This is a genomic window from Methylobacterium sp. Leaf88 (genome assembly GCF_001422795.1).
GTDB lineage: Bacteria > Pseudomonadota > Alphaproteobacteria > Rhizobiales > Beijerinckiaceae > Methylobacterium.
Genome location: NZ_LMMK01000013.1, coordinates 14,836 through 36,539, shown reverse-complemented (window position 1 = coordinate 36,539; position 21,704 = coordinate 14,836). Strand labels below are relative to the sequence as shown.

The window sequence follows — 21,704 nt, the reverse complement described above, 5'->3', positions numbered from 1 at the left end:
CGGTGGTATAAGCGTATCGCGCCGGGCTTGCCCGAGACCGCGCGGGCCGTCGGCCGATCCGTACCCTGTTCCTTTCGGCGGGCCGGCCGATGCGGACCTGTATCGATGACGGCCCGCATCTATATAAGACCGGAAAGGCAGCGGGAGAGCCGGAGATGCCGAGAGTTTCGCAGGAGCAGGCCAAGCTCAACCGCCAAAGGGTCGTCGCGGTCGCCGCCGCCCTGTTCCGGGAACGTGGCCTGCACGGGGTGGGGGTGGCCGACATCATGGCCTCGGCCGGCCTGACGCATGGCGGCTTCTACGGCCAGTTCGCCAGCAAGGATGCGCTGGCGGTCGAGGCGTTCGACGCGGCCCTCGGGGAGGACCGGCGGGGCGCGCTGGACATGCTCATCGCCAACTACCTGTCCGTCGGCCACGTCCAGTCGCCCGGCATGGGCTGCCCCCTCGCCGCCCTGGCTAACGACGTCGCCCGCGAGCCGGCGGGGAGTCCCCTGCGGGGACGCTTCACCCATGGGGTCCGACACCTCGTGGGCCTGCTGTCCGAGCTCTCGCCCCAGGGTGCGAAGGAGCGCCGCCGCCAGCGCGCGCTCGCCAAGTTGTCGACCCTCGTGGGCGCCGTCGTGCTGGCACGGGCGGTGGACGATCCGAGCCTCGCCGAGGATCTCCTCCGGGCCGCACGGACCGCCGCGGGCGAGCGCGGTGACCCACCGGCCCCCGACAGCGCGTCGCCGCCCTGAACCGGCACCGACGCGTCGCCTCCCGGGGCTGTCCGGGACGGACGGAGCCTTACGCCGGACGCGGCAGCTTGCAGCTGTCGAGAGCGTTCAGGGCCTTGGCGCGGGCGGAATCGTTGAAGTAGCCGGTGCTGCGGTAGCCATCGAGCTCGCTCTTGTCGAGGCTTGCCAGCGTCTGGTTCGCGTAGCAGCCGCAGGGGCGGGCGAGGGAGACCTCGGAGACGTTCTGCAGACGGGCCTGGGTGACGGTGCAGGCGTGACGCACGCGGCCGGTCAGGTTGCTGGTGGAGGCCGTCTTCAGCGCCGGATCGGGAGTGTAGCCTTCGAGCGACGCGGTCGGGCCGGACTTGTTGGCGTTGCAGGCGGCGACGAGCGAGAGCAGGCCGGCGGCGAGCAGGAGCCGGCCGGTGCGCGGGGCGATGGAGCGCATGGAATGATGGGTCCGTGAAAGCGATTCGGGAACGAACCGGTTTCACGTCCGGGCCCCCGCCGCGCAAGGGCGCCGGGGCCACACTGGGACGGCAAACGCCGAAGCTTCCGGGAAGCTTCGGCGCGCCGGTTCGGTCGACCGTGTCCGAACCCCGAAGGATTCAGCCGACGATGTCGGAATCCTGGAAGAACTGGGCGATTTCCGCCTTGGCGTTCTCGAGGCTGTCGGAGCCGTGGACGGTGTTCTCGCCGACCGACTCGGAGAAGGTCTTGCGGATGGTGCCCGCGTCGGCGTTGGCCGGGTTGGTGGCGCCCATCACTTCGCGGTACTTGGCGACGGCGTTCTCGCCCTCGAGCACCTGCACGACGACCGGCCCGGAGGTCATGAACTCCACGAGCTCGCCAAAGAAGGGGCGCTCCTTGTGGATCTCGTAGAACGTCTCGGCCTGGGCGCGGCTCATCTGGATGCGGCGCTGGCCGACGATGCGCAGGCCCGCCTTCTCGATCACGGCGTTGACCGCGCCGGTCAGGTTCCGCTTCGTGGCGTCGGGCTTGAGAATGGAGAAGGTGCGCTCGGTGGCCATGGTCCGTCCGGTTGTGATCGCTCAGCCGAAAATGGCTTCGGCGCCGGGCTTATAGCCGCCAGGCCCCCGGCCCTCAACCCGAGGCGCGAACGCGGGGGATAACCTGAGCGCGGCCGCGGGTTTTCCCGCTGCCATGGCTTTGGCGCAACAGCGCCGGAAATTCGCCCGAATGCGGACGCCTCCTGTGGCCAGACGAACACGGCCCTGCCCCCGCGCCGGGTCGCTTGCCGATCCCCTTGCCGACTCTCTGGCCGCCGGCCTTCCGCCGCAGCCACGCCACCTGGAGACCTGGACATGCGCGTCGCCCTCACCGCCGCCCTCATCCTCACCGGCCTCGCCCCCGCCTCCGCCGCCCCGGCCCAGGACCCCTCGGGGACCTGGCTCACCGGGGACGGCCGCGCCAAGGTCCGCATCGACCGCTGCGGCCCGGGTGCTGCCAACATCTGCGGGAAGGTGGTCTGGGCCAAGACCGCAACCAACGAGGACGGGACCCCGCGCACGGACATCAAGAATCCCGATCCGAAGAAGCGCGGCCGCCCCGTGCTCGGCCTGACCCTCCTCGACAACCTGAAGCCCGAGGAGGCGAAGTTCTCCGGCGAGATCTACAACGCCGACGAGGGCAAGATGTATCAGGTCAGCCTGGAGCGCGAGAGCAGCTCCGAGCTGTCGGTCTCAGGCTGCCTCCTCAAGGTCCTGTGCGGCTCGCAGACCTGGACCCGGGTGCCCGACGTGAACCAGCAGGCCTCCGCTGCCACGCCCGAGTCGGCGCCCGCGCCCCGGCCCGCGCCGAAGGCCGCCAAGGCCGCCCCCGCGAAGGCGCTCGCGGCTCCGGCCGAGTGACGCCAGCGGCGTGACGCGTATCGGGTGACGCCTCCGCTCAGACCGCCGCGAATCCCCGCTGAACGGCCGGCCGCGCCATGACGCGGTCGAGCCAGGCCCGCACGTGGGGCACGCCGGCCAGCTCGATGCTCTGCTTCTCGTGGTACTTGGCCCAGGGCAGGATCGCGATGTCGGCGATGGAGAAGTCGCCCGCCACGAAATCGCGGTCCGCGAGGTGCCGGTCGAGGACGCCGTAGAGGCGCTGGGCCTCCGCGGTAAACCGGTCGATGGCGTAGGGGATCTTCTCCTGCGCGTAGATGCGGAAATGGTGGACCTGGCCGAGCATCGGCCCGAAGCCGCCGACCTGCCAGAACAGCCACTCGTCCACCGCCACCCGGGCGCGCTCGTCGGCCGGGTAGAGGCAACCGGTCTTGCGCCCGAGATATTGCAGGATCGCACCGGACTCGAACACCGTGATGGGGTCGCCCCCCGGGCCGTCCGGGTCGACGATGGCGGGAATCTTGTTGTTCGGCGAGATCTTCAGGAAGTCGGGCGCCATTTGGTCGCCGCGGCCGATATTCACCGGCACCACCCGATAGGGCAGTCCGCACTCCTCCAGCATGATCGGGATCTTCCAGCCATTCGGCGTGCTCCAGGTGTGCACGTCGATGGGTTTTCCCGGCGCGTGTGCCATGCTGATGTTTCCGACCCTGTTCAGGCTCGCCCGACCCGCCGAAACAATCGGGAACGCGAGCGGATGGTTGCAGACTCCGTGCCACCGCCACAGCACGTGACACGAGCGGTGGATCACGTCGACACCCGTACAGATGGCACTTGCCCTCGCCCGGGGTTGTGGCTGTGATGCGCCCGGCCCGCCACACGGCGGCGCCCAAGCGTCCCCGGGGGTCGTCATGCTGTCGTTCCGTTCGCGTCACACCCGTGCTTTGTTCGCGGGCTTGCTGCTTCTGGCAAGTCCCCTCCTTCTGACAAGCCCGTTCGTCGCGGGCGGTGCGCTGGCACAGGCCGCGGCGGCGAAGCCCGCCAAGGAGCTCAGCGTCGGCCAGAGTGCCGCGCGCGAGCGCCAGAAGAAATGCGGCGCCGAGTGGCGCGCCCTCTCGGTCGCCGACAAGGCCGCGCAGGGACCGAAATGGCCGCAATACTACAGCAAGTGCGTCAAGCGCCTGAAGCAGATGAAGGCCTGAGGGGATCCGGCCGCGCGCGGGCGTCCGCGGGCGGCCGACATCGTGTGCGGGGCCAGGCGGCCCCTTTCGCGGACCGCCAAGGAACGTAAGCCTGGCCGTCCCGGTTGCCGATCCTGACAGGCGGATTCCGGACGGACGCGATGATGCGGGAACGGCAGGCGCTGCAGCGCGCGGTGGCGGTGATGGCCCTGGTCCCGGTGGCCTCCGGCCTCCACGGCGTGCTGCTCGGGCTGAACGGGATCGGACGCGGCGACCTCGTCGACGTCTCCGCCGACAGCCACTTCCGCTACCTCTCCGGCCTGCACATGGGCATCGGCATCCTGTTCTGGACCTGCGTGCCCGGCATCGAGACCAAGACCACCCTGTTCCGCTTCCTCACCCTGGTGGTGGCGCTGGGCGGCCTCGCCCGCCTCCTCGGCTGGGCGCTGACCGGATTGCCGTCGTTCCTGATGCTGGCCGCCCTGGCCGTCGAACTCCTCGTCAGCCCGCTGCTCTGCCTGTGGCAGGCCCGGGTCGCGGCGCGTGCCGCCGACGCGATGCCCGGCGGGGTCATCGGGTGAGCGCCCTCGCCGACAGCCCGGCCCGCATGCCGGACCGGATCCTCGCCGCGATCGAGCGCGTGGTTCCGAAGCCCGCCGCCTGGGCCTTCGCCGTGCGGATCTGGCTCGCCATGATCCTGGCCCTCTACGCGGCCTTCTGGCTGCAGCTGTCGAGCGCCTCCTCGGCGGCCGTCTGCGTGGCGATCCTGGCCCAGCCCAAGCGCGGGCAGGCCCTGTCGAAGGCGCTCTACCGCTTCCTCGGCACCCTCGTAGGGGCGGCCGTGGCCATCGTCCTGATGGCCTTGTTCGCGCAGGACCGGGTGGTGCTCCTCGTCGCCTTCGCCACCTGGCTCGGCCTGTGCGTCTTCACCGCCCACTTTCTGCAGGACACCCGGGCCTACGGGGCCATGCTGTCGGGCTACACCGTGGCGATCATCGCCATCGCCCATATCGACACGCCGCAGAGCACCTTCGACGCGGCCGTGGACCGGGTGGCGGCGATCACCCTCGGCATCGTGGCGATCACCGTCATCAACGACGCCCTCGGCTCGCCCAGCATCTGGCGGACGGTGCGCGACGCCCTGGGCGACGCTCTCGCGGAAACCCGGGCCTTCGCCCGCGAAACCCTGACCCGGGGCGATCCCGGCTCCGAGCGGACCGCCGCGCTGATCCGCAAGATCGCCGCCCTGCGGGGCGACGCCAGCGCCATCGCGGGCGAACGCGACGACGGGCCGGACCGGGCCGCGGGGGCGCGCAGCGCCATCGCGGCGCTCTACGTCATGGCAGCGGCCGCCCGCCATGTCCGGGCGGCCCTGGCCCGCCTGCCCGCCCCGTCGCCCGCCGTCGCGGAGGCGCGCGCCCTCTGCCTCGGGCTGACGGAGCCGGAGACCGACCCGGCCCCGGCGGTGGCACGCCTGTCGGACCTCGTCGCGGAGGCCGTGCGGGCGGGCGACCAGCCCCTCGACGCGATCCTCGCCCTGCAGCGCGCCCTCGATTTCGCTCGGGCGGCCGCCTTCGCGGCCGATGGCTCCCGCGTCCTCGCCCATGGGGGGCGCCCCTTGCGCGACGTCCCGCTCCCGACCCACCGCGACGTGCCCGAGGCCGTGCGGGGCGCCCTGCGAGTGGTGATCGCCTTCGGCCTCACGGCCCTCCTCCTCGTCGCCACGGGATGGCCGGCCACCTCCTTCGCCCTGGTCCAGGTGGCGGCGACCTGCTCGCTCTCCGCGATCACCCCCGACCCGCGCGTCTTCGCCAAAGGCGTGCTCATCGGCATGCCGCTGGCCGCCCTCTGCGCCGGTCTCGTGCTGTTCGGCGCGCTCGCCGGCGTCCAGGGCTTCCCCCTGCTGGCGATCGCCATGGCGCCGGTGGTCTTCTCCGCCTGCTTCCTCAGCCTCAACCCGCCGACTTTCGGCATCGGGTTCATCCTGCTGGTGTTCTTCCCCGTGCTGCTCTCGCCCGCCAACCCCCAGAGCTACGACCCGCAGGGCTTCCTCACCAACGCCTTCCTGGTGATCTTCGCGGCGCTGATCCTGTTCTTCACCGTCCGGATCATCCTGCCCATCTCCAACGCCCGCCACCGTGCCTTCGCCCTCGATTCGGCCCGGCGCGCCCTGGTCGAGGCCTTGGCGGGCCGGGGCGGCGACGCCACGACCCGGACGAGCCTCAACAGCGACCGCCTGCTGCAATTCGCCCGCTGGAGTTCGGGCAGCGCGGCCGTGCGCCGGGCGAGCCTCGACCGCGCCTTCGAGCTCGCCCGGATGGAGTCGGCGGCCGCGCGCGCCCAGGCGCAGCTGCGCGGCCTCGCCCGGGACGGTGCCCTGGCTGCGGTCGCGGGCCGGGCCCGCGCGGCCCTTGCGAGCGTCGATGCCGGCCGGATGCGGGAGGCCGCCGCGGCCCTTCTCGCCGCGGGCGGGCCGGCCGATCCGGCCACGCGCCTGCACCTCGCCCGGGCGGTGAGCGATCTCGCCACGGCCGCCCACGTCGCCGAGGGTCAGGGCCGCTTCCTGCGCCGCCTCGGCATCCGGGGCGCCTGATGCGCAGCGACCTCGATCTCGGCGGCGTGCTGCTCTCGCCCTTCGTGGCCTACGCCGCCGGCGCGCTGGCGATCCTCCTAGGTCTGCGCCTGCTCTTCGCGCGCCTGCGCATCGCCCGCTACGTGGCCAACCCGCCCCTGGCGGAGGCCGGCCTCTACGTGTGCATCCTCGCTCTCCTGATCGTGTTCCTGTGACCATGGCTCAAGACCCGCCCGCCGAGACCGCCGCCGCAGGGCCCGACGGCCGCTCCCGCGGTTCCGCCCCGGATACCCGCCCCCGCGCGCCCGGCCGGGGGCGCCGGGTGCTGCGCCTGCTGATCACCGGGCTCATCCTGGCCTGCGCCTTCGTCGCGGCGGCCCTCGTCTGGCAGTTCTACGTGACTGCCCCCTGGACCCGCGATGGGCGGGTGCGCGTGCAGGTCGCCAGCGTAGCCCCCCAGGTCTCGGGCCAGATCACGGAGCTGCGCGTCGCCGATAACCAGACCGTGAAGAAGGGCGACATCCTCTACGTCATCGATCCGTTCGACTTCGAGGTCTCGGTGACCTCGGCCCAGGCCGAACTCGACAACCGGGAGGCGGACCTCCAGGTCAAGCGGACCCAGGCCGCCCGGCGCGAGGCGCTGACCACCCTCTCGACCTCCATCGAGGAGAAGCAGCAATATGCCGGCACCGCCAAGATCGCCGAGGCGGCGGTGGCCTCGGCCAAGGCGCAGCTGTCCCAGGCCAAGATCAATCTCCAGCGCACCCAGGTGCGCTCGCCGGTGAACGGCCGGGTAACGAACCTCCTGCTGCGCCCCGGCGATTACGCCACCACCGGCACGGTCAACATCGCCGTCATCGACACCGATTCGTTCTGGATCGACGGCTATTTCGAGGAGACCAAGATGGCGCGGATCCACGTGGGCGATCCGGTCTCGGCCGAGCTCCTCGGCTACGATCCGCTGATCCGCGGCACGGTGGAGAGCATCACCCTGGGCATCAGCACCGCCAACGCCACCGCGAGCACCCAGGGCCTGCCGAACGTCGACCCCGTCTACACCTGGGTCCGCCTCGCCCAGCGGGTGCCGGTGCGCATCCGCATCGACGTCGTGCCAAACGGCGTCACCCTGGTCGCCGGCATGACCGCCACCGTCTCGGTTGGCGCGCCCGGCGCCCATCGGCGGGACTGGCTCGCGGGCCTGCGGAGCCGCTTCAGCGGGACCGCGGTACCCACCCCGTAGGTTGTGGCGACGGGGCGTGCGGTGGCAGCCGCGCCCAAGCGACTGCGGCGAAAGGACATTTCAGGGTCGAGTCTCTGGGAATGAATACAGTCGCAAAATCACGCAAATAGGCTCTTGACGCATTCGCGATCCGGTCGCACCTTGATGTAGTGCTTCGACGGCAAAGCACAGCTCAAGCAACGAGGAGGCCTTGATCGGATAACGATCACGACCGACCTGACGCAGGAGATGTGGGAATGACTCCACCCCAGCAGGAAGCTGCGGCGATCATCCAGGGCTGATTCGACCTGGACGTTGAGCAGCGCACACGCGAATTACGGGACGGAAGCGGTCTCCGGGGCGCAGAAGCGGCCAGCACGGCACGACTTCAGACATGCATCAAGCCCCACCTCGGCCGCTTCCGCCGCCGATCTATTTAGATGAGCCGGCGTGCTTCGCGCCGAATGATCACGACATCTTCGTCTCAAGGCGTCGCCGCCGCGCTCCCGCGCGAGCGGCTCGACCCATGAGCGGACGTAGGAGAGTTCGCGCGCCGCCGCGACGCTCGCCTCTGCCACGGGGGGAAGCTCCCCCGAAGGCGGCCGCCTCTCTCATTGGACCAGGGAGCTCCTCGCCCGGCCGCACGACGTCGTGTCCGACCCGGCACCGACCGTGCATGTCCGCGGCGCGTGACGCAGGACCGCTTCTACTCGATCCCCAGCTTCGCCTTCAGCAGGGCGTTCACCGCTGCCGGATTGGCCTTGCCGTCGGTTGCCTTCATGGTCTGGCCGACGAACCAGCCGAGCAGGGTCGGCTTCTCGCGGGCCTGAGCGACCTTGTCGGGGTTCCTGGCGATGATCTCGTCCACGGCCGCCTCGATGGCGCCGGTGTCGGTGACCTGCTTCAGGCCGCGCGCATCGACGATCTGGCGCGGGTCGCCGCCCTCGGACCAGACGATCTCGAATAGGTCCTTGGCGATCTTGCCCGAGATCACGCCTTCGCCGATGAGGTCGACGATGGCGCCGAGCTGGTCGGCCGAGACCGGGCTGGTCTCGATGCTGTGGCCTTCCTTGTTCAGGCGCCCGAATAGCTCGTTGATGACCCAGTTCGCCGCGGCCTTGCCGTCGCGGCCCTTGGCCACCGCCTCGAAGTAGTCGGCCGAGGCGCACTCGGCGATGAGCACGCCCGCATCGTAGGGCGACAGGCCGTAGGAAGCGATGAAGCGCGCCTTCTTGGCGTCGGGCAACTCGGGCAGGCCGGCGGCCAGGGCGTCGACATAGGCCTGGTCGAATTCCAGCGGCAGCAGGTCCGGGTCCGGGAAGTAGCGATAGTCGTGCGCCTCTTCCTTCGAGCGCATGGAGCGGGTCTCGCCCTTGCCCGGATCGAACAGGCGGGTCTCCTGGCTGATCGTGCCGCCATCCTCGATGATCGCGATCTGGCGGCGGGCCTCGGTCTCGATGGCCTGGCCGATGAAGCGGATCGAGTTGACGTTCTTGATCTCGCAGCGGGTGCCGAGCGGGTCGCCGACTCGGCGCACCGAGACGTTGACGTCGGCGCGAAGCGAGCCCTTCTCCATGTCGCCGTCGCAGGTGCCGAGGTAGCGCAGGATGGTGCGCAGCTTGGTCACGTAGGCGCGCGCCTCCTCCGACGAGCGCAGGTCTGGCCGGGAGACGATCTCCATCAGGGCGACGCCGGAGCGGTTGAGGTCGACGAAGCTCTGGGTCGGGTTCTGGTCGTGCAGGGACTTGCCGGCATCCTGCTCCAGGTGCAGGCGCTCGATGCCGACGGTGATCGACTCGCCGTCGGGCAGATCGACCAGCACCTCGCCCTCGCCGACGATCGGGTCCTTGAACTGGCTGATCTGGTAGCCCTGCGGCAGGTCCGGGTAGAAGTAGTTCTTCCGGTCGAACACCGAGCGATGGTTGATCTGCGCCTTGAGGCCGAGGCCGGTGCGCACGGCCTGGGCCACGCACGCTTCGTTGATGACGGGCAGCATGCCGGGCATCGCCGCGTCCACCAGCGAGACGTGGTCGTTCGGCTCGCCGCCGAACTCGGTGGAGGCGCCGGAGAACAGCTTGGAGCGGCTCGTGACCTGGGCGTGGATTTCCATGCCGATCACGACCTCCCAGTCGTGCAGGCCGCCCTTGATGAGCTTCTTGGGGTTCACGGCAGCGGTCATGATGGCCCGGATTCAGCGTTGCGGGGCGTGGGTACGCGCCGGAAAGGTGGAAGTGTCGGCCCGCCCGGTCAAGCGCGCAGGCGGTAGAGCTGGTGCGCCAGGAAACCGAGGGCGCCCCACAGGAAGGCGGCGATCCAGCGCACGGGGAAGAAGGTCGGCCCGTCGTGGCTCACCGGCGCCGGCCACGGGATGCCGATCGCGGTGACGCCCCAGGACACCAGCACCGAGACGGCGAAGGCCATCAGCGAGACGAGGATAACCTTGACGAACTGGTCCGACTTCCAGCCCATCACCAGGGCGATGGCGATCAGCACCGGATCGAAGGCGGCCCAGATCCAGACGTCGAAGGGATAGATCGGGACCGTCATCGCGTGCGCCTCATGCCCACCACGCCGCCGGCAGCCTGGTCCGTCCGGTGGCGTCCTCGATCACCTGGGCGGCGGCGAACAGCGTCTCCTCGTCGAAGGGCCGGCCAATGAGCTGGAGCCCGAGGGGCAGCCCCTGCGCGTCGAGGCCGGCCGGCACCGAGATGCCGGGCAGGCCCGCCATGTTCACCGTGATGGTGAAGACGTCCTGCAGGTACATCTCGACCGGATCGCCCGAGCCCTTCTCGCCGATGCCGAAGGCGGCCGACGGGGTCGCGGGCGTCAGGATCGCGTCGACGCCGGCGGCGTAGGCCTGCTCGAAGTCGCGCTTGATCAGGGTGCGGATCTTCTGGGCCCGCACGTAGTAGGCATCGTAGTAGCCGGCCGAGAGCACGTAGGTGCCGATCATGATCCGGCGCTTCACCTCGCGGCCGAAGCCGGCGGCGCGGGTGTTCTCGTACATCCCGGCGATGTCCTTGCCGGGCACGCGCAGGCCGTAGCGCACGCCGTCGTAGCGGGCGAGGTTCGAGGAGGCCTCGGCCGGGGCGACGATGTAGTAGGCCGGCAGGGCGTAGGGGGTGTGCGGGAGCGAGATCTCCCGCACCGTGGCGCCGGCATCCTTCAGCATCGCGGCGCCCCGGTCCCACAGCGCCTGGATCTCGGCCGACATGCCCGCGACCCGGTATTCCTTCGGGATGCCGATGGTCAGGCCCTTCACGCCGCGGGCCACCGCCGCCTCGAAGTCGGGCACGGGCAGGTCGGCGCAGGTGGTATCGCGCGCGTCCGCGCCGGCCATCGAGCCGAGCAGGATGGCGCAGTCGCGCACCGTCCGGGCGATCGGGCCCGCCTGGTCGAGGGAGGAGGCGTAGGCCACCGTGCCCCAGCGCGAGCAGCGCCCGTAGGTGGGCTTGATGCCGACGGTGCCGGTGAAGGCGGCGGGCTGGCGGATCGAGCCGCCGGTATCGGTCGCGGTGGCGCCGAGGCAGAGATGGGCGGCCACCGCCGCCGCCGAGCCACCCGACGAGCCGCCCGGCACCAGCTTGGCGTCCGATCCGGCCCGGCGCCAGGGCGAGACCACGTCGCCATAGGCGGAGGTCTCGTTGGACGAGCCCATGGCGAACTCGTCGAGGTTCAGCTTGCCGAGCATCACCGCGCCGTCGCGCCAGAGATTGGCGGTCACGGCCGATTCGTAGGCCGGCGTGAAGCCCTCGAGGATCTTCGAGCCGGCGGTGGTCGCCACGCCCTCGGTACAGAACAGGTCCTTGATCCCGAGGGGGATGCCCTCCAGCGGACGGGCCTCACCGGAGGCGATCTGCGTGTCGGCCGCCTCCGCCATGGCCAGGGCCCGGTCCGGCGTCTCGACGAGGTAGGCGTTCAGCGCCCGCGCCTTCTCCATGGCGTCGAGATGCGCCCGGGTCAGGTCGGTGGCGGAGAAGTCCTTGGCCTTGAGCCCGTCGCGGGCCTCCGCCAGGGTGAGTTCGTTCAGAGAGGTCATGGGTTGCGAGAGTCCTGGGCGCTCGTCCTGGTGGGTCCCGGGGAACAGCCGCCGTCGCCGTTCGGGCGCCGGGCGGACCGTCCTTCGGGGCGGCCGGGTTTTGAGGTCGGCGGCGCGTGCGCCTACTCGACGACCTTCGGCACGAGGAAGTAGTGGTCCTCGGTCTCGGGGGCGTTGGCCACGATGGCGTCGGCCTTGGCCCCGTCGGTGACCGCGTCCGCGCGCTTCTTCATCGCCATGGGGGTGACCGAGGTCATGGGCTCGACCCCCGTCACGTCGACCGCGCCGAGTTGCTCGACGAAGGCCAGGATCGCGTTCAGTTCGCCCTGCAGGGGGGCGACCTCGTCCTCGCTCACCGCGATGCGCGCCAGGTGCGCGATGCGCCTCACCGTCGTTGCGTCGACCGACATGCTGTCTTCAGATCCTCAGGCCCCCATCCGCAGCCCGTCGGGGTTCCGCGGGCGATGGGGGCGTCGGGCCGGGCTATAGCACCCGCCTTCCCGCGCTCGCAACGGCGGGGCCGCGCGGGGGCCGGATCGGGCGGAGCGGCCCGGACGCCTCAGGCGATCGCGTGATGCGGCTGTACCGGTGATTCGATGAGGATCCCGGCCCGCGCCGGCCCGCGATCCGCCTGTCGGAACCCGACGAGCAGGATCTCGCAGGCCAGGGCCAGCATCAACTTGTGCCGCAGGGGCATCCGGCGTGGTGCGGGTGTCGTCGCGTGGGGCGGCAGGGGCATGCGGTCGGCTTCCAGCGTCGTAACGGTTCGTTAACGATGCTCTGGCCGATCCGGTCCCCGCAAGGCTATGACAACGTTTTCTCAAGGTTAACGACGAGCCGGAGATCAGATTCATGTGGGAGACGGTGTTCTCGCCCTGCGCGCCGGGTCCGGTGGCGACCGAGGCGGCCCTCGACCGGGCGGAGGCGGAGCTCGGCTACGGCCTGCCCGAGAGCTACCGCGCCTTCTGCCGGACCCTCGGGGCCGGGCTCGCCAACGGCTCCTTTCGCGTGGCGGTCCCGAGCGAGGCGCCCGAGACGGACCTCGTCGCCCAGTCCGAGCTGATCGCCCACAGCATCGCCTCCGTCCTCGGCGACCGGCCGGAGCACCGTTTCGAGGTCGAGGGCGATGACCCGACCGTCGTCGAACGGGCCGGCTTCTTCGGCCGGTCGGAGGCCGGCGAGTTCCTGTTCTGGGACGTGGTGCCGGGGCGCGACGAGTACGAGATCTGGGTCCTCGGCGCCGACCTCGAATCGGTGCGCTTCGGCGGGGCCGACCTCGTCGACCTGATGCGGCGGAGCCAGGGGGCTGCCGTGCGGGGCATCCTCGGCATGGGCGCCGAGCCCCTCCCCGCCAGCTTCGTGGGCGACGGCACCGAAGGGTCGGCCGGCCCGCACTGATCCGCGAGGATCCCCTTGCCGGCCGGGAGCGGATCGCGCAGGACGGGCGGCGGCACGGGAGAGCGACGGACATGGACGAGGCCGAGATGCGGGCCTTCGCGGAGGCGTCGCAGGGCGGCCCCCGCCTCATCGGAATCGACCTCGGCACCAAGACGATCGGGCTCGCCCTCTCGGATGTCGGGCGCCAGATCGCCTCGCCCCTGGAGACGATCCGGCGGGTGAAGTTCACCCCCGACGTGAAGCATCTGGCGGCCCTGTGCGAGCGGCACGCCGTCGGCGGCCTCGTCATCGGCCTGCCCCTGAACATGGACGGCAGCGAGGGCCCGCGGGTCCAGTCGACCCGCTCCTTCGTGCGCAACATGAAGCCGCTGCTGCCCCTGCCCGTCCTCTACTGCGACGAGCGCCTCTCCACCGCTGCCGTCACCCGCGCCCTCATCGCGGCGGATGCCTCGCGGGCCAAGCGCGGCGAGGTCGTCGACATGCTGGCCGCCGCCTACATCCTGCAGGGTTGCCTCGACCAGATGCGCCGCGCCCTGGGCGAGGAGGCGCCCGACGACGACGCATGACGGCCCTCACCCCACCAGGGACACCGACCCGCTGCCGTGGCGCTCGATGCGCCCGTCGAGCTCCAGCTCGAGCAGGGTGGTCTGGACGACCCGGACGCTGAGGCCGGCGGTGCGCGCCAGTTCGTCGGTTCCGATCGGGGTCGGGCTCAGATAGGCGATGAGGCGGGCCCGGTCGTCCACGGGCTCCGGCGCCGCGAAATCCTCGGCGGGGAGCGGCAGGACGATGCCGTCCACGTCGAGTTCGTCCCAGAAGATCGGCGCGTCGGCGAGGTCCGGCCGGTCGACGGCCAGGGCTTCCACCCTGCGCGCCTCGCTGCCCCCCGCCAGCAGCGGCGCGATGACGTCGGTGACGTGGGCGGCGTCGGAGACCAGGGTCGCGCCCTGGCGGATCAGGTCGTTGGTGCCTTCCGCCCGCGGATCCAGGGGAGAGCCCGGCACGGCGAAGACCTCCCGGCCCTGCTCCAGGGCGAAGCGGGCCGTGATCAGCGAGCCCGAGCGGCGGGCGGCCTCCACCACGACGGTGCCGTAGGCAAGGCCGGAGATGATGCGGTTGCGCCGGGGAAAGTCGCGCCCGCGCGGTTCCCACCCCATCGGCATCTCGGCCAGCACCGCCCCGCCCGCCTCCAGGATCGCCTCCACCAGGGCCGCATGGTTGGCCGGGTAGATCCGGTCCTGTCCTCCCGCCAGCACTGCCACCGTACCGCGCGCCAGGGCGGCCCGGTGGGCGCGGGCATCGATGCCCCGCGCCAGCCCCGAGACCACGACGAGCCCGGCCTCGCCGAGCCCGCGCGCGAGGCGCTCGGTGAAGGCGAGGCCGGCGGCGGAAGCGTTGCGCGAGCCGACCAGGGCGATAGCCGGACGGTTCAGGATCGCGGCCTCACCCCGGATCGCGATCAGCGGCGGTGCCGAATCGGCGGCCTGCAGCAGCTTCGGGTAATCCGCCTCTCCGAGGGCGACGAGGCGGGCGCCGAGGCGACCGGCCGCGCGGAGCTCGGCCTCGGCTTCTTCCCGGCTCGGCGGCGTGATGCGCCGGCCGCTGCGGCCGGTGAGGTTCGGCAGGGCGTCCAAGGCCGGCCCGGCGCCGCCGAAGCGGTTGACCAGGGTGCGGAAGCTGCGCGGGCCGATCCCCTCGCTGCGGATGAGGCGCAGCCAGTCGAGACGCTGGGCATCGGTGAGCTGCATCGCCCTCCCCTCCCGGAGCGGGCGGCGAGCCTCAGCCCTTCTGCCCGATGCGCCCCTCGGTCCCGTCGATCAGCCGGCGGATGTTGGGCGCGTGCTTCCACCATAGCAGGATGGCGAGCAGGAGGAACAGGCATGCAACCGCAGGCTGTCCCAGGGCCCATAGGACGAGGGGCGTCAGGGCCGAGGCCGCCAGCGCCGCGAGGGAGGAGTACTTCAGCGTGAAGGCGAGGCCCAGCCAGATCGCCGCGAAGGCCAGAAGGCCCAGCGGGCTCAGGGCCAGCAGGACGCCCAGGAAGGTCGCGACGCCCTTGCCGCCCTTGAACCCGAGCCAGACCGGGAACAGGTGCCCCAGGAAGGCGCCGAAGCCCGCCACCAGGGCCGCCTCCAGTCCGAAGCGACCGGCGAGGAGCACCGCAAGGGTGCCCTTCAGCGCATCGCCCAGCAGGGTGGCGGCCGCCAGCCCTTTACGCCCGGTGCGCAGGACGTTGGTGGCGCCGATGTTGCCCGAGCCGATCGCCCGCACGTCGCCGAGCCCGGCATAGCGGGTCAGGATCAGCCCGAACGGGATCGAGCCGAGGAGGTAGCCCCCCGCCAGCGCCGCCAGCAGGACGGGCCACGGCAGCATGTTGAGAGCGATCACGCGGCGGCCTCGGTCTCGGCGGGGGCCCGGAAGACGATGCGGCCCGCCACCATCGTCAGCACGGCGGCTCCCTGGAGGCGCGCCTCGTCGAAGGGGGAGTTCTTGGAGCGGGACTTCAAGGTGCGCTTGTCGAGGACGTAGGGCAGGTCCGGGTCGATCAGCACCAGGTCGGCCGGCGCCCCGGTCGCGAGGCGGCCGGCGGCGCGCCCGAGGAGGGCCGCCGGGTTCGCCGTCAGGGCCGCCAGCAGGCGCGGCAGGGCAACGTCGCCGGTATGGACCAGCCGCAGGGCCGCGCCCAGCAGGGTCTCGATGCCCAGCGCCCCGTCGGCCGCTTCGGCGAAGGGCAGGCGCTTGGTCTCGACGTCCTGCGGGTTGTGGTCGGAGACAACGACGTCGATCACGCCGTCGTTGAGGCCCGCCACCAGGGCGAGCCGGTCCGTCTCGTGGCGCAGCGGCGGCGAGAGCCGGCAGAAGGTGCGGTAATGGCCGATGTCGCCCTCGTTGAGGACGAGGTTGTTCACCGAGGCGCCGCAGGTGACCGGCAGCCCGTCCGCCTTGGCCCGGCGCACGATCTCGACCGAATCGGCACAGGAGATCATCGCCGCGTGGTAGCGGGCGCCGGTGAGGCGCACGAGGCGGATGTCGCGCTCCAGCATCACCGTCTCGGCCTCGCGCGGGATGCCGAGCAACCCGAGGCGGGAGGCCATCTCGCCCTCGTTCATCACGCCGTCGCCGACGAGGTCCGGCTCCTCCACGTGCTGCATCAGCAGGGCGCCGAAGTCGCGGGCATAGGTCAGCGCGCGGCGCATGACCTGGGCGTTGCGCACCGCCTTGAGGCCGTCGGTGAAGGCCACGGCTCCGGCTTCCTGGAGCAGGCCGAATTCGGTCATCTCCTGGCCGGCCAGGCCCTTGGTGATGGCGGCGGCCGGCAGGACGTGGACGCTGGCCGTGTCGCGGGCGCGGCGCAGCACGAAGTCGACGATGGCCGGCCCGTCGATGACCGGGTTGGTATCCGGCATGCAGACCAGGGTGGTGACGCCGCCGGCGGCCGCCGCCGCGCTGGCGCTGGCCAGGGTTTCGCGGTGCTCGGCGCCGGGCTCGCCCACGAAGGCGCGCAGATCGATCAGGCCGGGGCTGAGGACGTGGCCGCCGCAATTCACGGTCTCGGCCTCGTCCGGCACCCCGGCGAGGGGCCCCCAGCCGACATCCTGGATCAGGCCGTCGCGCACGAGGACGTGGCCGGGTCCCTGCCGGCCCGTGGCCGGATCGCAGAGCGTCGCGTTGGTCAGGAGGATCGGGCGCATCGTCATAAGAGCCTAATCCTCTAACTGCGCGAAGGGGTATCTACGAGATGCAAAAGGAGAGAGCGCTCGCAGCTTCGAAAATCGCCCAGGCATGTCTACCAGCTAGTCCATTTCGTCAAGGCGTAGCGGATTCATAAGTCTCAAATCAAAAAATCGTCTCATGTCGTTTTCTGATGAGATCGATTCAACAAAAATTTTGTTAGAAAAATTCAAGCGATGCGTTCGGCGAATATCAAAATTCCTTACACCATTTATTCTAATACTATTAAATCACACCATTTTAGCCGATATTTTGATTGATTATATTTATCAAATATACTGCTCCAAAAATGTTATGACAATAAAGCCTCAGTTTCTAAATCAATAGCTTCAGCTATATCCGCGATAAACATATGGACACGGGCTGCATCTTCTTGTCTAACGGGATTGGCTTCCGATCTACCAGGGGGCCTATCAACCGAGTGTGCTATAAGATCCCTTCTGTCTCCTATAAGAGTCAATTCTTCGCGTATATCCTCTTCGGTTTTATCACTATAGCGCCCTGTGAGTTTCATCCGACCTAAAATCCGAGCCCATTTTTCCTTCGCAGGACAAGTCCAGATATAACTCAAAGCCTCAGAAATTTTTTCTGGCCTATAGAAAGATTTGTACTGAATTGAAGCAAATATATGCTGCTTAAAAAATAAAAGCCTCTCGACAGAATTCATGCGATCTATTTCTAATACATTTCCAAGAGGAAATTCTACTTGGCGAAGATTCTGGGTTAAGATGCGCGGAGTCTTATCGATGAGGCGCAATCCAGCCTCTGAAACTAGCTCAGTCAAATATAAATCGAATGAAGAAACTGATATTATCCATATATGACGTAGAGAAAATTCGTGACTTGTACTTCTGAAATTTTCGAGGCACTGCTCGGATTCGGCCAAATGGACTCGAAAGCGAATAATTGCCTCACTCATAGGCTAATATTGCCTCGATTTTTGCGCAAACCGCAGAATAAATTTGATCGAAAGTTGCGACATTCCCTTGCACGCTCGATTTCACGTTTCCTCTAAGGTCAAGCATGCGTAGATCCGCATCCGTGATTCCATATACGGGCTTTCCTAATTCAGACGCGATATGGCTTGCTTGTGCGAAATCTGGTATGCGGGCGAGGGCGTATAATCGAGTTCTGTCAGCATCTCGCGCGGACTCTGGCAAATTTATATTTGCCGCAATTACATAGGCTTCCTGCGCAAATAGAGTATTAGAGGCTCTTAGCCTTGGTACAAAATCATCCTCTATTCGGTTGTCTATTTGAGAAATCCGCTCGTGATACCGCCCTGCCGCCTTACTTTTGTGCCGATTAAATCGAGAGTGGATCGCTCCTAAAAATTTCGCCCAGCCATCTGGAAGTGGGTATGTTGCATCAGCGAATGCCGGCCCAAATCTTTCCTTCCAGCTTACCCATCTTTCAATTTCTAGACCAAGAGTCTTTAGAGACATCAATGAAAATGGATCTGGATTAGTTGGGACTATGAACGCACTGCTTATCATAAAGAAATTCTGATTAAGCGCTCCAAGTCCTGGGTTGATATCAATTATACTGTAATCAATATCATATCTATTTTCTATAAGTGAAATTATTCTGTGCAGTGCTCCTGGAATGTTTTTTGTAACAGATAGGGTTCCTCTGGTTTCTTGTGCTAAACTTATCTGACCTTCTAGAGCAGATAGATCCGGATGACCGGGAAGTAAAAATAGAGCACTATTATTTTCAGCAGTTGGACATTCAAACGCTTCGATAGGTTGAGGTCTTCCTTCAAAAACAGGGCGAACGGCATCGTAAATGTTATTTAGGCGAGTCGGGCTATCTTCAGAGTAGTGATCCTCGAAGCGGTCACCAAGTGCGCGGGCGGTAAGATTTACTTGAGAGTCGCCATCAACTAAAAGGACGCGATGACCTGTTTGACTTAATTTCCAGCCAATATGATATGCGGATGTTGTCTTACCGACGCCCCCTTTATGATTAAAAAGCAGAATACGGTGCGGCATTAAGTTTCTCCTAGAACCGCAGCCATTCTATGTCTGCAAAGATTATAGCATACCCGCTGTTCGACGAGCTTGCATAGCCTAAAATCTGAAGCGCAAAAAAGCCCCGCCCTTTCGGGCGAGGCCTCGGGATCGCGGAGACCGCCAGATCTTGCGCGGCTCAGCCTTACGCGGCCAGCGAGCGCAGGACGTAGGGCAGGATACCGCCGTTGCGGAAGTACTCGAGCTCGTCGAGGGTATCGATGCGGCAGGTCAGCGGGACCTCCCGCTTCGTGCCGTCCGCGGAGGTGATCTCGGCGATCAGGGTCTGGCGCGGCTTCAGGTCGCCGGACAGGCCCCGGATCGAGACCGTCTCGTCGCCCTTCAGGCCCAGGGAGGCCCAGGACGTGTCGCCCTGGAAGACCAGGGGCACGATGCCCATGCCGACGAGGTTCGAGCGGTGGATGCGCTCGAAGCTCTCGGCCACCACGGCGCGGATGCCCAGGAGCTTGGTGCCCTTGGCCGCCCAGTCGCGCGACGAGCCGGTGCCGTACTCCTTGCCGGCGAAGACCACGAGGGGCGTGCCCTCGGCCTGGTACTTCTGCGCGGCGTCGTAGATGAACATCCGCTCGCCGGAGGGCTGGAACAGGGTCCAGCCGCCCTCGACCACGTTGCCGGACTCGTCGCGGACCATCTGGTTCTTGATGCGGATGTTGGCGAAGGTGCCGCGCATCATGACTTCGTGGTTGCCGCGCCGGGTGCCGTACTGGTTGAAGTCCTGCACACGGACCTGGTGTTCCTGCAGGTAGGCACCCGCCGGGGAATTCGCCCGGATGTTGCCTGCCGGCGAGATGTGGTCGGTGGTGATCGAGTCCAGGAACAGGCCGAGGATGCGGGCGTCGACCACGTCCTCCACCAGGGCCGGGGTCTTCTGCATGCCCTCGAAATAGGGCGGGTTCTGCACGTAGGTGGAGGTCGAATCCCACTGGAAGGTCTCGGCCTCGGTGACCTCGACGGCCTTCCAGTAGTCGTCGCCGCCGAACACGTCGGCGTAGCGGGACTTGAACAGGGTCGAGGTTATGTTGGCCTCGATGAACTCTTGGACCTCGGCGCTCGAGGGCCAGATGTCCCTCAGGTAGACGGGCTGGCCATCGGAGCCCGTGCCCAGGGGCTCGGTGGTGATGTCGATCTGCATCGAGCCGGCCAGCGCGTAGGCGACCACCAGCGGCGGCGAGGCCAGGTAGTTCGCCCGGACATCCGGGTTCACGCGGCCCTCGAAGTTGCGGTTGCCCGAGAGTACCGCGGCGGCGACGACGTCGTTGTCGTTGATCGCCTTCGAGATCGCGGCCGGCAGCGGTCCGCTGTTGCCGATGCAGGTGGTGCAGCCGAACCCGACGAGGTTGAAGCCGAGCGCGTCGAGGGGCGTCTGCAGACCGGCGCTCTCGAGGTACTCGGCCACCACCTGGGAGCCGGGCGCCAGGGAGGTCTTCACCCAGGGCTTCGAGCGCAGGCCCCTGGCGACCGCGTTGCGGGCGAGGAGCCCGGCGCCGATCATCACGCTCGGATTCGAGGTGTTGGTGCAGCTCGTGATGGCGGCGATCACCACGTCGCCGTGACCGATGTCGAAGTTGGCGCCCTCCACCGCGTAGCGACTGGCGAGGTCGGCCGCCTTCTTGAACTCGGTCTCCATGGATTGCGCGAAGCCCGGCTTGGCGCCGTCGAGGAGCACCCGGTCCTGCGGACGCTTGGGGCCGGCCAGGGACGGGCGAACGTCGCCCATGTCGAGTTCGAGCGTGTCGGTGAAGACCGGGTCCGGCGTGGCCGCGTCGCGCCACATGCCCTGCGCCTTGGCGTAGGCCTCCACCAGGGCGATCCGGTCGTCGGCGCGGCCGGTGACGGTGAGGAAGTCGATGGTCTTCTGGTCGATCGGGAAGAACCCGCAGGTGGCGCCGTATTCGGGGGCCATGTTGGAGATCGTGGCGCGGTCGGCCACCGCCATGTCGTCGAGGCCGGGGCCGTAGAATTCCACGAACTTGCCCACCACGCCCTTCTTGCGCAGCATCTGCGTGACGGTGAGCACGAGGTCGGTGGCCGTGGTGCCCTCGGGCAGCTTGCCCGACAGCTTGAAGCCGACGACCTCGGGGATCAGCATGGAGAGCGGCTGGCCGAGCATCGCGGCCTCGGCTTCGATGCCGCCGACGCCCCAGCCCAGCACGGCCAGGCCGTTCACCATGGTGGTGTGCGAATCTGTGCCGACGAGGCTGTCCGGATAGGCGAGCTCGGTGCCGTCCGAAGCATCGGGATCCTGCTTCGTCCACACGGTCTGCGACAGGAACTCGAGGTTCACCTGGTGGCAGATGCCGGTGCCGGGCGGCACGACGGAGAAGTTGTCGAAGGCCGACTGGCCCCACTTCAGGAAGGTGTAGCGCTCGCCGTTGCGCGAGTATTCGAGCGCGACGTTGTCGGCCAGCGCCTTCGGCGTGCCGAACTCGTCGACGATCACCGAGTGGTCGATCACGAGGTCGACCGGCACCAGCGGGTTGATCTTCTGCGGGTCGCCGCCGAGCGCCACCATCGCGTCGCGCATCGCCGCGAGGTCGACCACCGCGGGCACGCCGGTGAAGTCCTGCATCAGCACGCGCGACGGCCGGAAGGCGATCTCGGTCTCGGTCTTGCCCTTGTTGCCGAGCCAGGCGACGGTGGCGGAGATGTCGTCCTTCTTGACCGAGCGGTCGTCCTCGAAGCGCAGCAGGTTCTCGAGCAGCACCTTCATGGAGAAGGGCAGCGCGGTGGCGTCGGCGAGGCCGGCCTTCTCGGCGTGCGGGATCGAGTAATAGGTGTAGGCCTTGTCGCCGACCGTCAGGGTCTGGCGGGACTGGAAGCTGTCGAGCGATGCCACGGCGTTCTGTTTCCTCGCGAGCGGTTGGTCGAACACGCGCAGGCATAACCTGCGCCACGAAAACACGTGTTCGGCTGGGAGCGCTATGAAGCGCGCGCCGCCCCGGGGGTGCCCGGATAGGATGTTGC

General features: G+C 68.1%; 23 protein-coding genes. 9 read left to right on the top strand and 14 right to left on the bottom strand.

The features are described 5' to 3' along the window. Positions 1-155: 155 nt before the first annotated feature. Positions 156-737, top strand: coding sequence for a TetR/AcrR family transcriptional regulator (locus ASF20_RS10355; RefSeq protein WP_056273867.1), 582 nt, complete (start codon positions 156-158; stop codon positions 735-737). A gap of 49 nt (positions 738-786) precedes the next feature. Here ASF20_RS10355 and ASF20_RS10350 read toward each other — a convergent pair whose 3' ends face one another. Together ASF20_RS10350 and ndk are read right to left on the bottom strand one after the other, a co-directional pair. Then, positions 787-1,164: a hypothetical protein gene (locus ASF20_RS10350; protein WP_056221571.1), complete on the bottom strand. Its 378-nt coding sequence runs from the start codon at positions 1,162-1,164 to the stop codon at positions 787-789. Positions 1,165-1,324: 160 nt separating this feature from the next. Continuing rightward, positions 1,325-1,747, bottom strand: coding sequence for a nucleoside-diphosphate kinase (ndk, locus tag ASF20_RS10345; RefSeq protein ID WP_056221568.1), 423 nt, complete (start codon positions 1,745-1,747; stop codon positions 1,325-1,327). Positions 1,748-2,041: 294 nt separating this feature from the next. On the opposite strand from ndk, the gene ASF20_RS10340 reads away from it, so the two are divergent. Then, positions 2,042-2,587: a DUF2147 domain-containing protein gene (locus tag ASF20_RS10340; protein WP_056273866.1), complete on the top strand. Its 546-nt coding sequence runs from the start codon at positions 2,042-2,044 to the stop codon at positions 2,585-2,587. A 37-nt stretch (positions 2,588-2,624) separates the two neighbouring features. On the opposite strand, the gene ASF20_RS10335 is transcribed toward ASF20_RS10340, so the two are convergent. Beyond that, positions 2,625-3,260 carry a glutathione binding-like protein gene (locus ASF20_RS10335; protein ID WP_056273862.1) on the bottom strand — a complete coding sequence of 212 codons (636 nt, stop codon included), beginning with the start codon at positions 3,258-3,260 and terminating at the stop codon, positions 2,625-2,627. 250 nt (positions 3,261-3,510) lie between these two features. Between ASF20_RS10335 and ASF20_RS10330 the strand changes: the two genes are divergently transcribed. The 5 genes from ASF20_RS10330 (at position 3,511) to ASF20_RS10310 (ending at position 7,559) form a co-directional block, all read left to right on the top strand. Next, positions 3,511-3,768: a hypothetical protein gene (locus tag ASF20_RS10330; RefSeq protein ID WP_056221559.1), complete on the top strand. Its 258-nt coding sequence runs from the start codon at positions 3,511-3,513 to the stop codon at positions 3,766-3,768. A gap of 140 nt (positions 3,769-3,908) precedes the next feature. Beyond that, the gene (locus ASF20_RS10325; protein ID WP_056273985.1) at positions 3,909-4,328 is read left to right on the top strand and encodes a DUF4345 domain-containing protein; all 420 of its coding nucleotides are present in this window, start codon (positions 3,909-3,911) and stop codon (positions 4,326-4,328) included. 26 nt (positions 4,329-4,354) lie between these two features. After that, positions 4,355-6,340: an FUSC family protein gene (locus ASF20_RS10320; RefSeq protein WP_056273984.1), complete on the top strand. Its 1,986-nt coding sequence runs from the start codon at positions 4,355-4,357 to the stop codon at positions 6,338-6,340. After that, the gene (locus ASF20_RS10315) at positions 6,340-6,534 is read left to right on the top strand and encodes a DUF1656 domain-containing protein (RefSeq protein ID WP_056221554.1); all 195 of its coding nucleotides are present in this window, start codon (positions 6,340-6,342) and stop codon (positions 6,532-6,534) included. Before ASF20_RS10320 ends, ASF20_RS10315 begins: the two co-directional genes overlap by 1 nt. A gap of 2 nt (positions 6,535-6,536) precedes the next feature. Further along, the gene (locus tag ASF20_RS10310) at positions 6,537-7,559 is read left to right on the top strand and encodes an efflux RND transporter periplasmic adaptor subunit (protein ID WP_056273859.1); all 1,023 of its coding nucleotides are present in this window, start codon (positions 6,537-6,539) and stop codon (positions 7,557-7,559) included. A gap of 685 nt (positions 7,560-8,244) precedes the next feature. Here the strand turns inward: ASF20_RS10310 and gatB are convergent. The 5 genes from gatB to ASF20_RS23980 form a co-directional block, all read right to left on the bottom strand. Then, complete coding sequence (gatB, locus tag ASF20_RS10305; RefSeq protein WP_056273855.1) at positions 8,245-9,717, bottom strand: Asp-tRNA(Asn)/Glu-tRNA(Gln) amidotransferase subunit GatB; 1,473 nt, start codon at positions 9,715-9,717, stop codon at positions 8,245-8,247. A gap of 68 nt (positions 9,718-9,785) precedes the next feature. Then, positions 9,786-10,085, bottom strand: coding sequence for a hypothetical protein (locus tag ASF20_RS10300; RefSeq protein ID WP_056273853.1), 300 nt, complete (start codon positions 10,083-10,085; stop codon positions 9,786-9,788). Positions 10,086-10,095: 10 nt separating this feature from the next. After that, on the bottom strand, positions 10,096-11,577 hold the full coding sequence (gene gatA / locus ASF20_RS10295; RefSeq protein WP_056273849.1) for an Asp-tRNA(Asn)/Glu-tRNA(Gln) amidotransferase subunit GatA: 1,482 nt from the start codon (positions 11,575-11,577) through the stop codon (positions 10,096-10,098). A 122-nt stretch (positions 11,578-11,699) separates the two neighbouring features. Continuing rightward, positions 11,700-11,987, bottom strand: a complete 288-nt coding sequence (gatC, locus tag ASF20_RS10290; RefSeq protein ID WP_056221539.1) for an Asp-tRNA(Asn)/Glu-tRNA(Gln) amidotransferase subunit GatC — start codon at positions 11,985-11,987, stop codon at positions 11,700-11,702. Between the two features lie 149 nt (positions 11,988-12,136). Then, positions 12,137-12,316 (bottom strand): hypothetical protein, encoded by a 180-nt coding sequence (locus tag ASF20_RS23980; protein WP_156389640.1) that lies wholly within the window; start codon positions 12,314-12,316, stop codon positions 12,137-12,139. A gap of 113 nt (positions 12,317-12,429) precedes the next feature. Here ASF20_RS23980 and ASF20_RS10285 point away from each other — a divergent pair, with 113 nt between their 5' ends. After that, positions 12,430-12,975, top strand: a complete 546-nt coding sequence (locus tag ASF20_RS10285; RefSeq protein WP_056273846.1) for an SMI1/KNR4 family protein — start codon at positions 12,430-12,432, stop codon at positions 12,973-12,975. A gap of 71 nt (positions 12,976-13,046) precedes the next feature. Next, on the top strand, positions 13,047-13,541 hold the full coding sequence (ruvX, locus tag ASF20_RS10280) for a Holliday junction resolvase RuvX (RefSeq protein WP_056221534.1): 495 nt from the start codon (positions 13,047-13,049) through the stop codon (positions 13,539-13,541). Positions 13,542-13,547: 6 nt separating this feature from the next. On the opposite strand, the gene dprA is transcribed toward ruvX, so the two are convergent. The 6 genes from dprA to acnA form a co-directional block, all read right to left on the bottom strand. After that, complete coding sequence (dprA, locus tag ASF20_RS10275; RefSeq protein WP_056273843.1) at positions 13,548-14,723, bottom strand: DNA-processing protein DprA; 1,176 nt, start codon at positions 14,721-14,723, stop codon at positions 13,548-13,550. 31 nt (positions 14,724-14,754) lie between these two features. Beyond that, positions 14,755-15,348 carry a glycerol-3-phosphate 1-O-acyltransferase PlsY gene (gene plsY / locus ASF20_RS10270; protein WP_056221792.1) on the bottom strand — a complete coding sequence of 198 codons (594 nt, stop codon included), beginning with the start codon at positions 15,346-15,348 and terminating at the stop codon, positions 14,755-14,757. 11 nt (positions 15,349-15,359) lie between these two features. Further along, entirely contained in the window at positions 15,360-16,667 is a 1,308-nt protein-coding gene (locus ASF20_RS10265) for a dihydroorotase (protein ID WP_056273981.1), read from the bottom strand. Positions 16,668-16,999: 332 nt separating this feature from the next. Beyond that, positions 17,000-17,626 (bottom strand): hypothetical protein, encoded by a 627-nt coding sequence (locus ASF20_RS23975; RefSeq protein ID WP_156648023.1) that lies wholly within the window; start codon positions 17,624-17,626, stop codon positions 17,000-17,002. Beyond that, a complete protein-coding gene (locus tag ASF20_RS23260; RefSeq protein WP_082501285.1) occupies positions 17,619-18,701 on the bottom strand; it encodes an AAA family ATPase in 1,083 nt (360 codons plus the stop codon). The genes ASF20_RS23975 and ASF20_RS23260 overlap by 8 nt, the downstream gene beginning before the upstream one ends. Positions 18,702-18,864: 163 nt before the next feature. Further along, a complete protein-coding gene (acnA, locus tag ASF20_RS10260; protein ID WP_056273842.1) occupies positions 18,865-21,576 on the bottom strand; it encodes an aconitate hydratase AcnA in 2,712 nt (903 codons plus the stop codon). Between the last annotated feature and the right edge of the window lie 128 nt (positions 21,577-21,704).

Coding starts and splice junctions, on each gene's coding strand:
- ASF20_RS10355 (WP_056273867.1), top strand. CDS start 156: ATGCCGAGAGTTTCGCAGGAGCAGGCCAAGCTCAACCGCCAAAGGGTC.
- ASF20_RS10350 (WP_056221571.1), bottom strand. CDS start 1,164: ATGCGCTCCATCGCCCCGCGCACCGGCCGGCTCCTGCTCGCCGCCGGC.
- ndk (WP_056221568.1), bottom strand. CDS start 1,747: ATGGCCACCGAGCGCACCTTCTCCATTCTCAAGCCCGACGCCACGAAG.
- ASF20_RS10340 (WP_056273866.1), top strand. CDS start 2,042: ATGCGCGTCGCCCTCACCGCCGCCCTCATCCTCACCGGCCTCGCCCCC.
- ASF20_RS10335 (WP_056273862.1), bottom strand. CDS start 3,260: ATGGCACACGCGCCGGGAAAACCCATCGACGTGCACACCTGGAGCACG.
- ASF20_RS10325 (WP_056273985.1), top strand. CDS start 3,909: ATGATGCGGGAACGGCAGGCGCTGCAGCGCGCGGTGGCGGTGATGGCC.
- ASF20_RS10320 (WP_056273984.1), top strand. CDS start 4,355: ATGCCGGACCGGATCCTCGCCGCGATCGAGCGCGTGGTTCCGAAGCCC.
- ASF20_RS10315 (WP_056221554.1), top strand. CDS start 6,340: ATGCGCAGCGACCTCGATCTCGGCGGCGTGCTGCTCTCGCCCTTCGTG.
- ASF20_RS10310 (WP_056273859.1), top strand. CDS start 6,537: ATGGCTCAAGACCCGCCCGCCGAGACCGCCGCCGCAGGGCCCGACGGC.
- gatB (WP_056273855.1), bottom strand. CDS start 9,717: ATGACCGCTGCCGTGAACCCCAAGAAGCTCATCAAGGGCGGCCTGCAC.
- ASF20_RS10300 (WP_056273853.1), bottom strand. CDS start 10,085: ATGACGGTCCCGATCTATCCCTTCGACGTCTGGATCTGGGCCGCCTTC.
- gatA (WP_056273849.1), bottom strand. CDS start 11,577: ATGACCTCTCTGAACGAACTCACCCTGGCGGAGGCCCGCGACGGGCTC.
- gatC (WP_056221539.1), bottom strand. CDS start 11,987: ATGTCGGTCGACGCAACGACGGTGAGGCGCATCGCGCACCTGGCGCGC.
- ASF20_RS23980 (WP_156389640.1), bottom strand. CDS start 12,316: ATGCCCCTGCCGCCCCACGCGACGACACCCGCACCACGCCGGATGCCC.
- ASF20_RS10285 (WP_056273846.1), top strand. CDS start 12,430: ATGTGGGAGACGGTGTTCTCGCCCTGCGCGCCGGGTCCGGTGGCGACC.
- ruvX (WP_056221534.1), top strand. CDS start 13,047: ATGGACGAGGCCGAGATGCGGGCCTTCGCGGAGGCGTCGCAGGGCGGC.
- dprA (WP_056273843.1), bottom strand. CDS start 14,723: ATGCAGCTCACCGATGCCCAGCGTCTCGACTGGCTGCGCCTCATCCGC.
- plsY (WP_056221792.1), bottom strand. CDS start 15,348: ATGCTGCCGTGGCCCGTCCTGCTGGCGGCGCTGGCGGGGGGCTACCTC.
- ASF20_RS10265 (WP_056273981.1), bottom strand. CDS start 16,667: ATGCGCCCGATCCTCCTGACCAACGCGACGCTCTGCGATCCGGCCACG.
- ASF20_RS23975 (WP_156648023.1), bottom strand. CDS start 17,626: ATGAGTGAGGCAATTATTCGCTTTCGAGTCCATTTGGCCGAATCCGAG.
- ASF20_RS23260 (WP_082501285.1), bottom strand. CDS start 18,701: ATGCCGCACCGTATTCTGCTTTTTAATCATAAAGGGGGCGTCGGTAAG.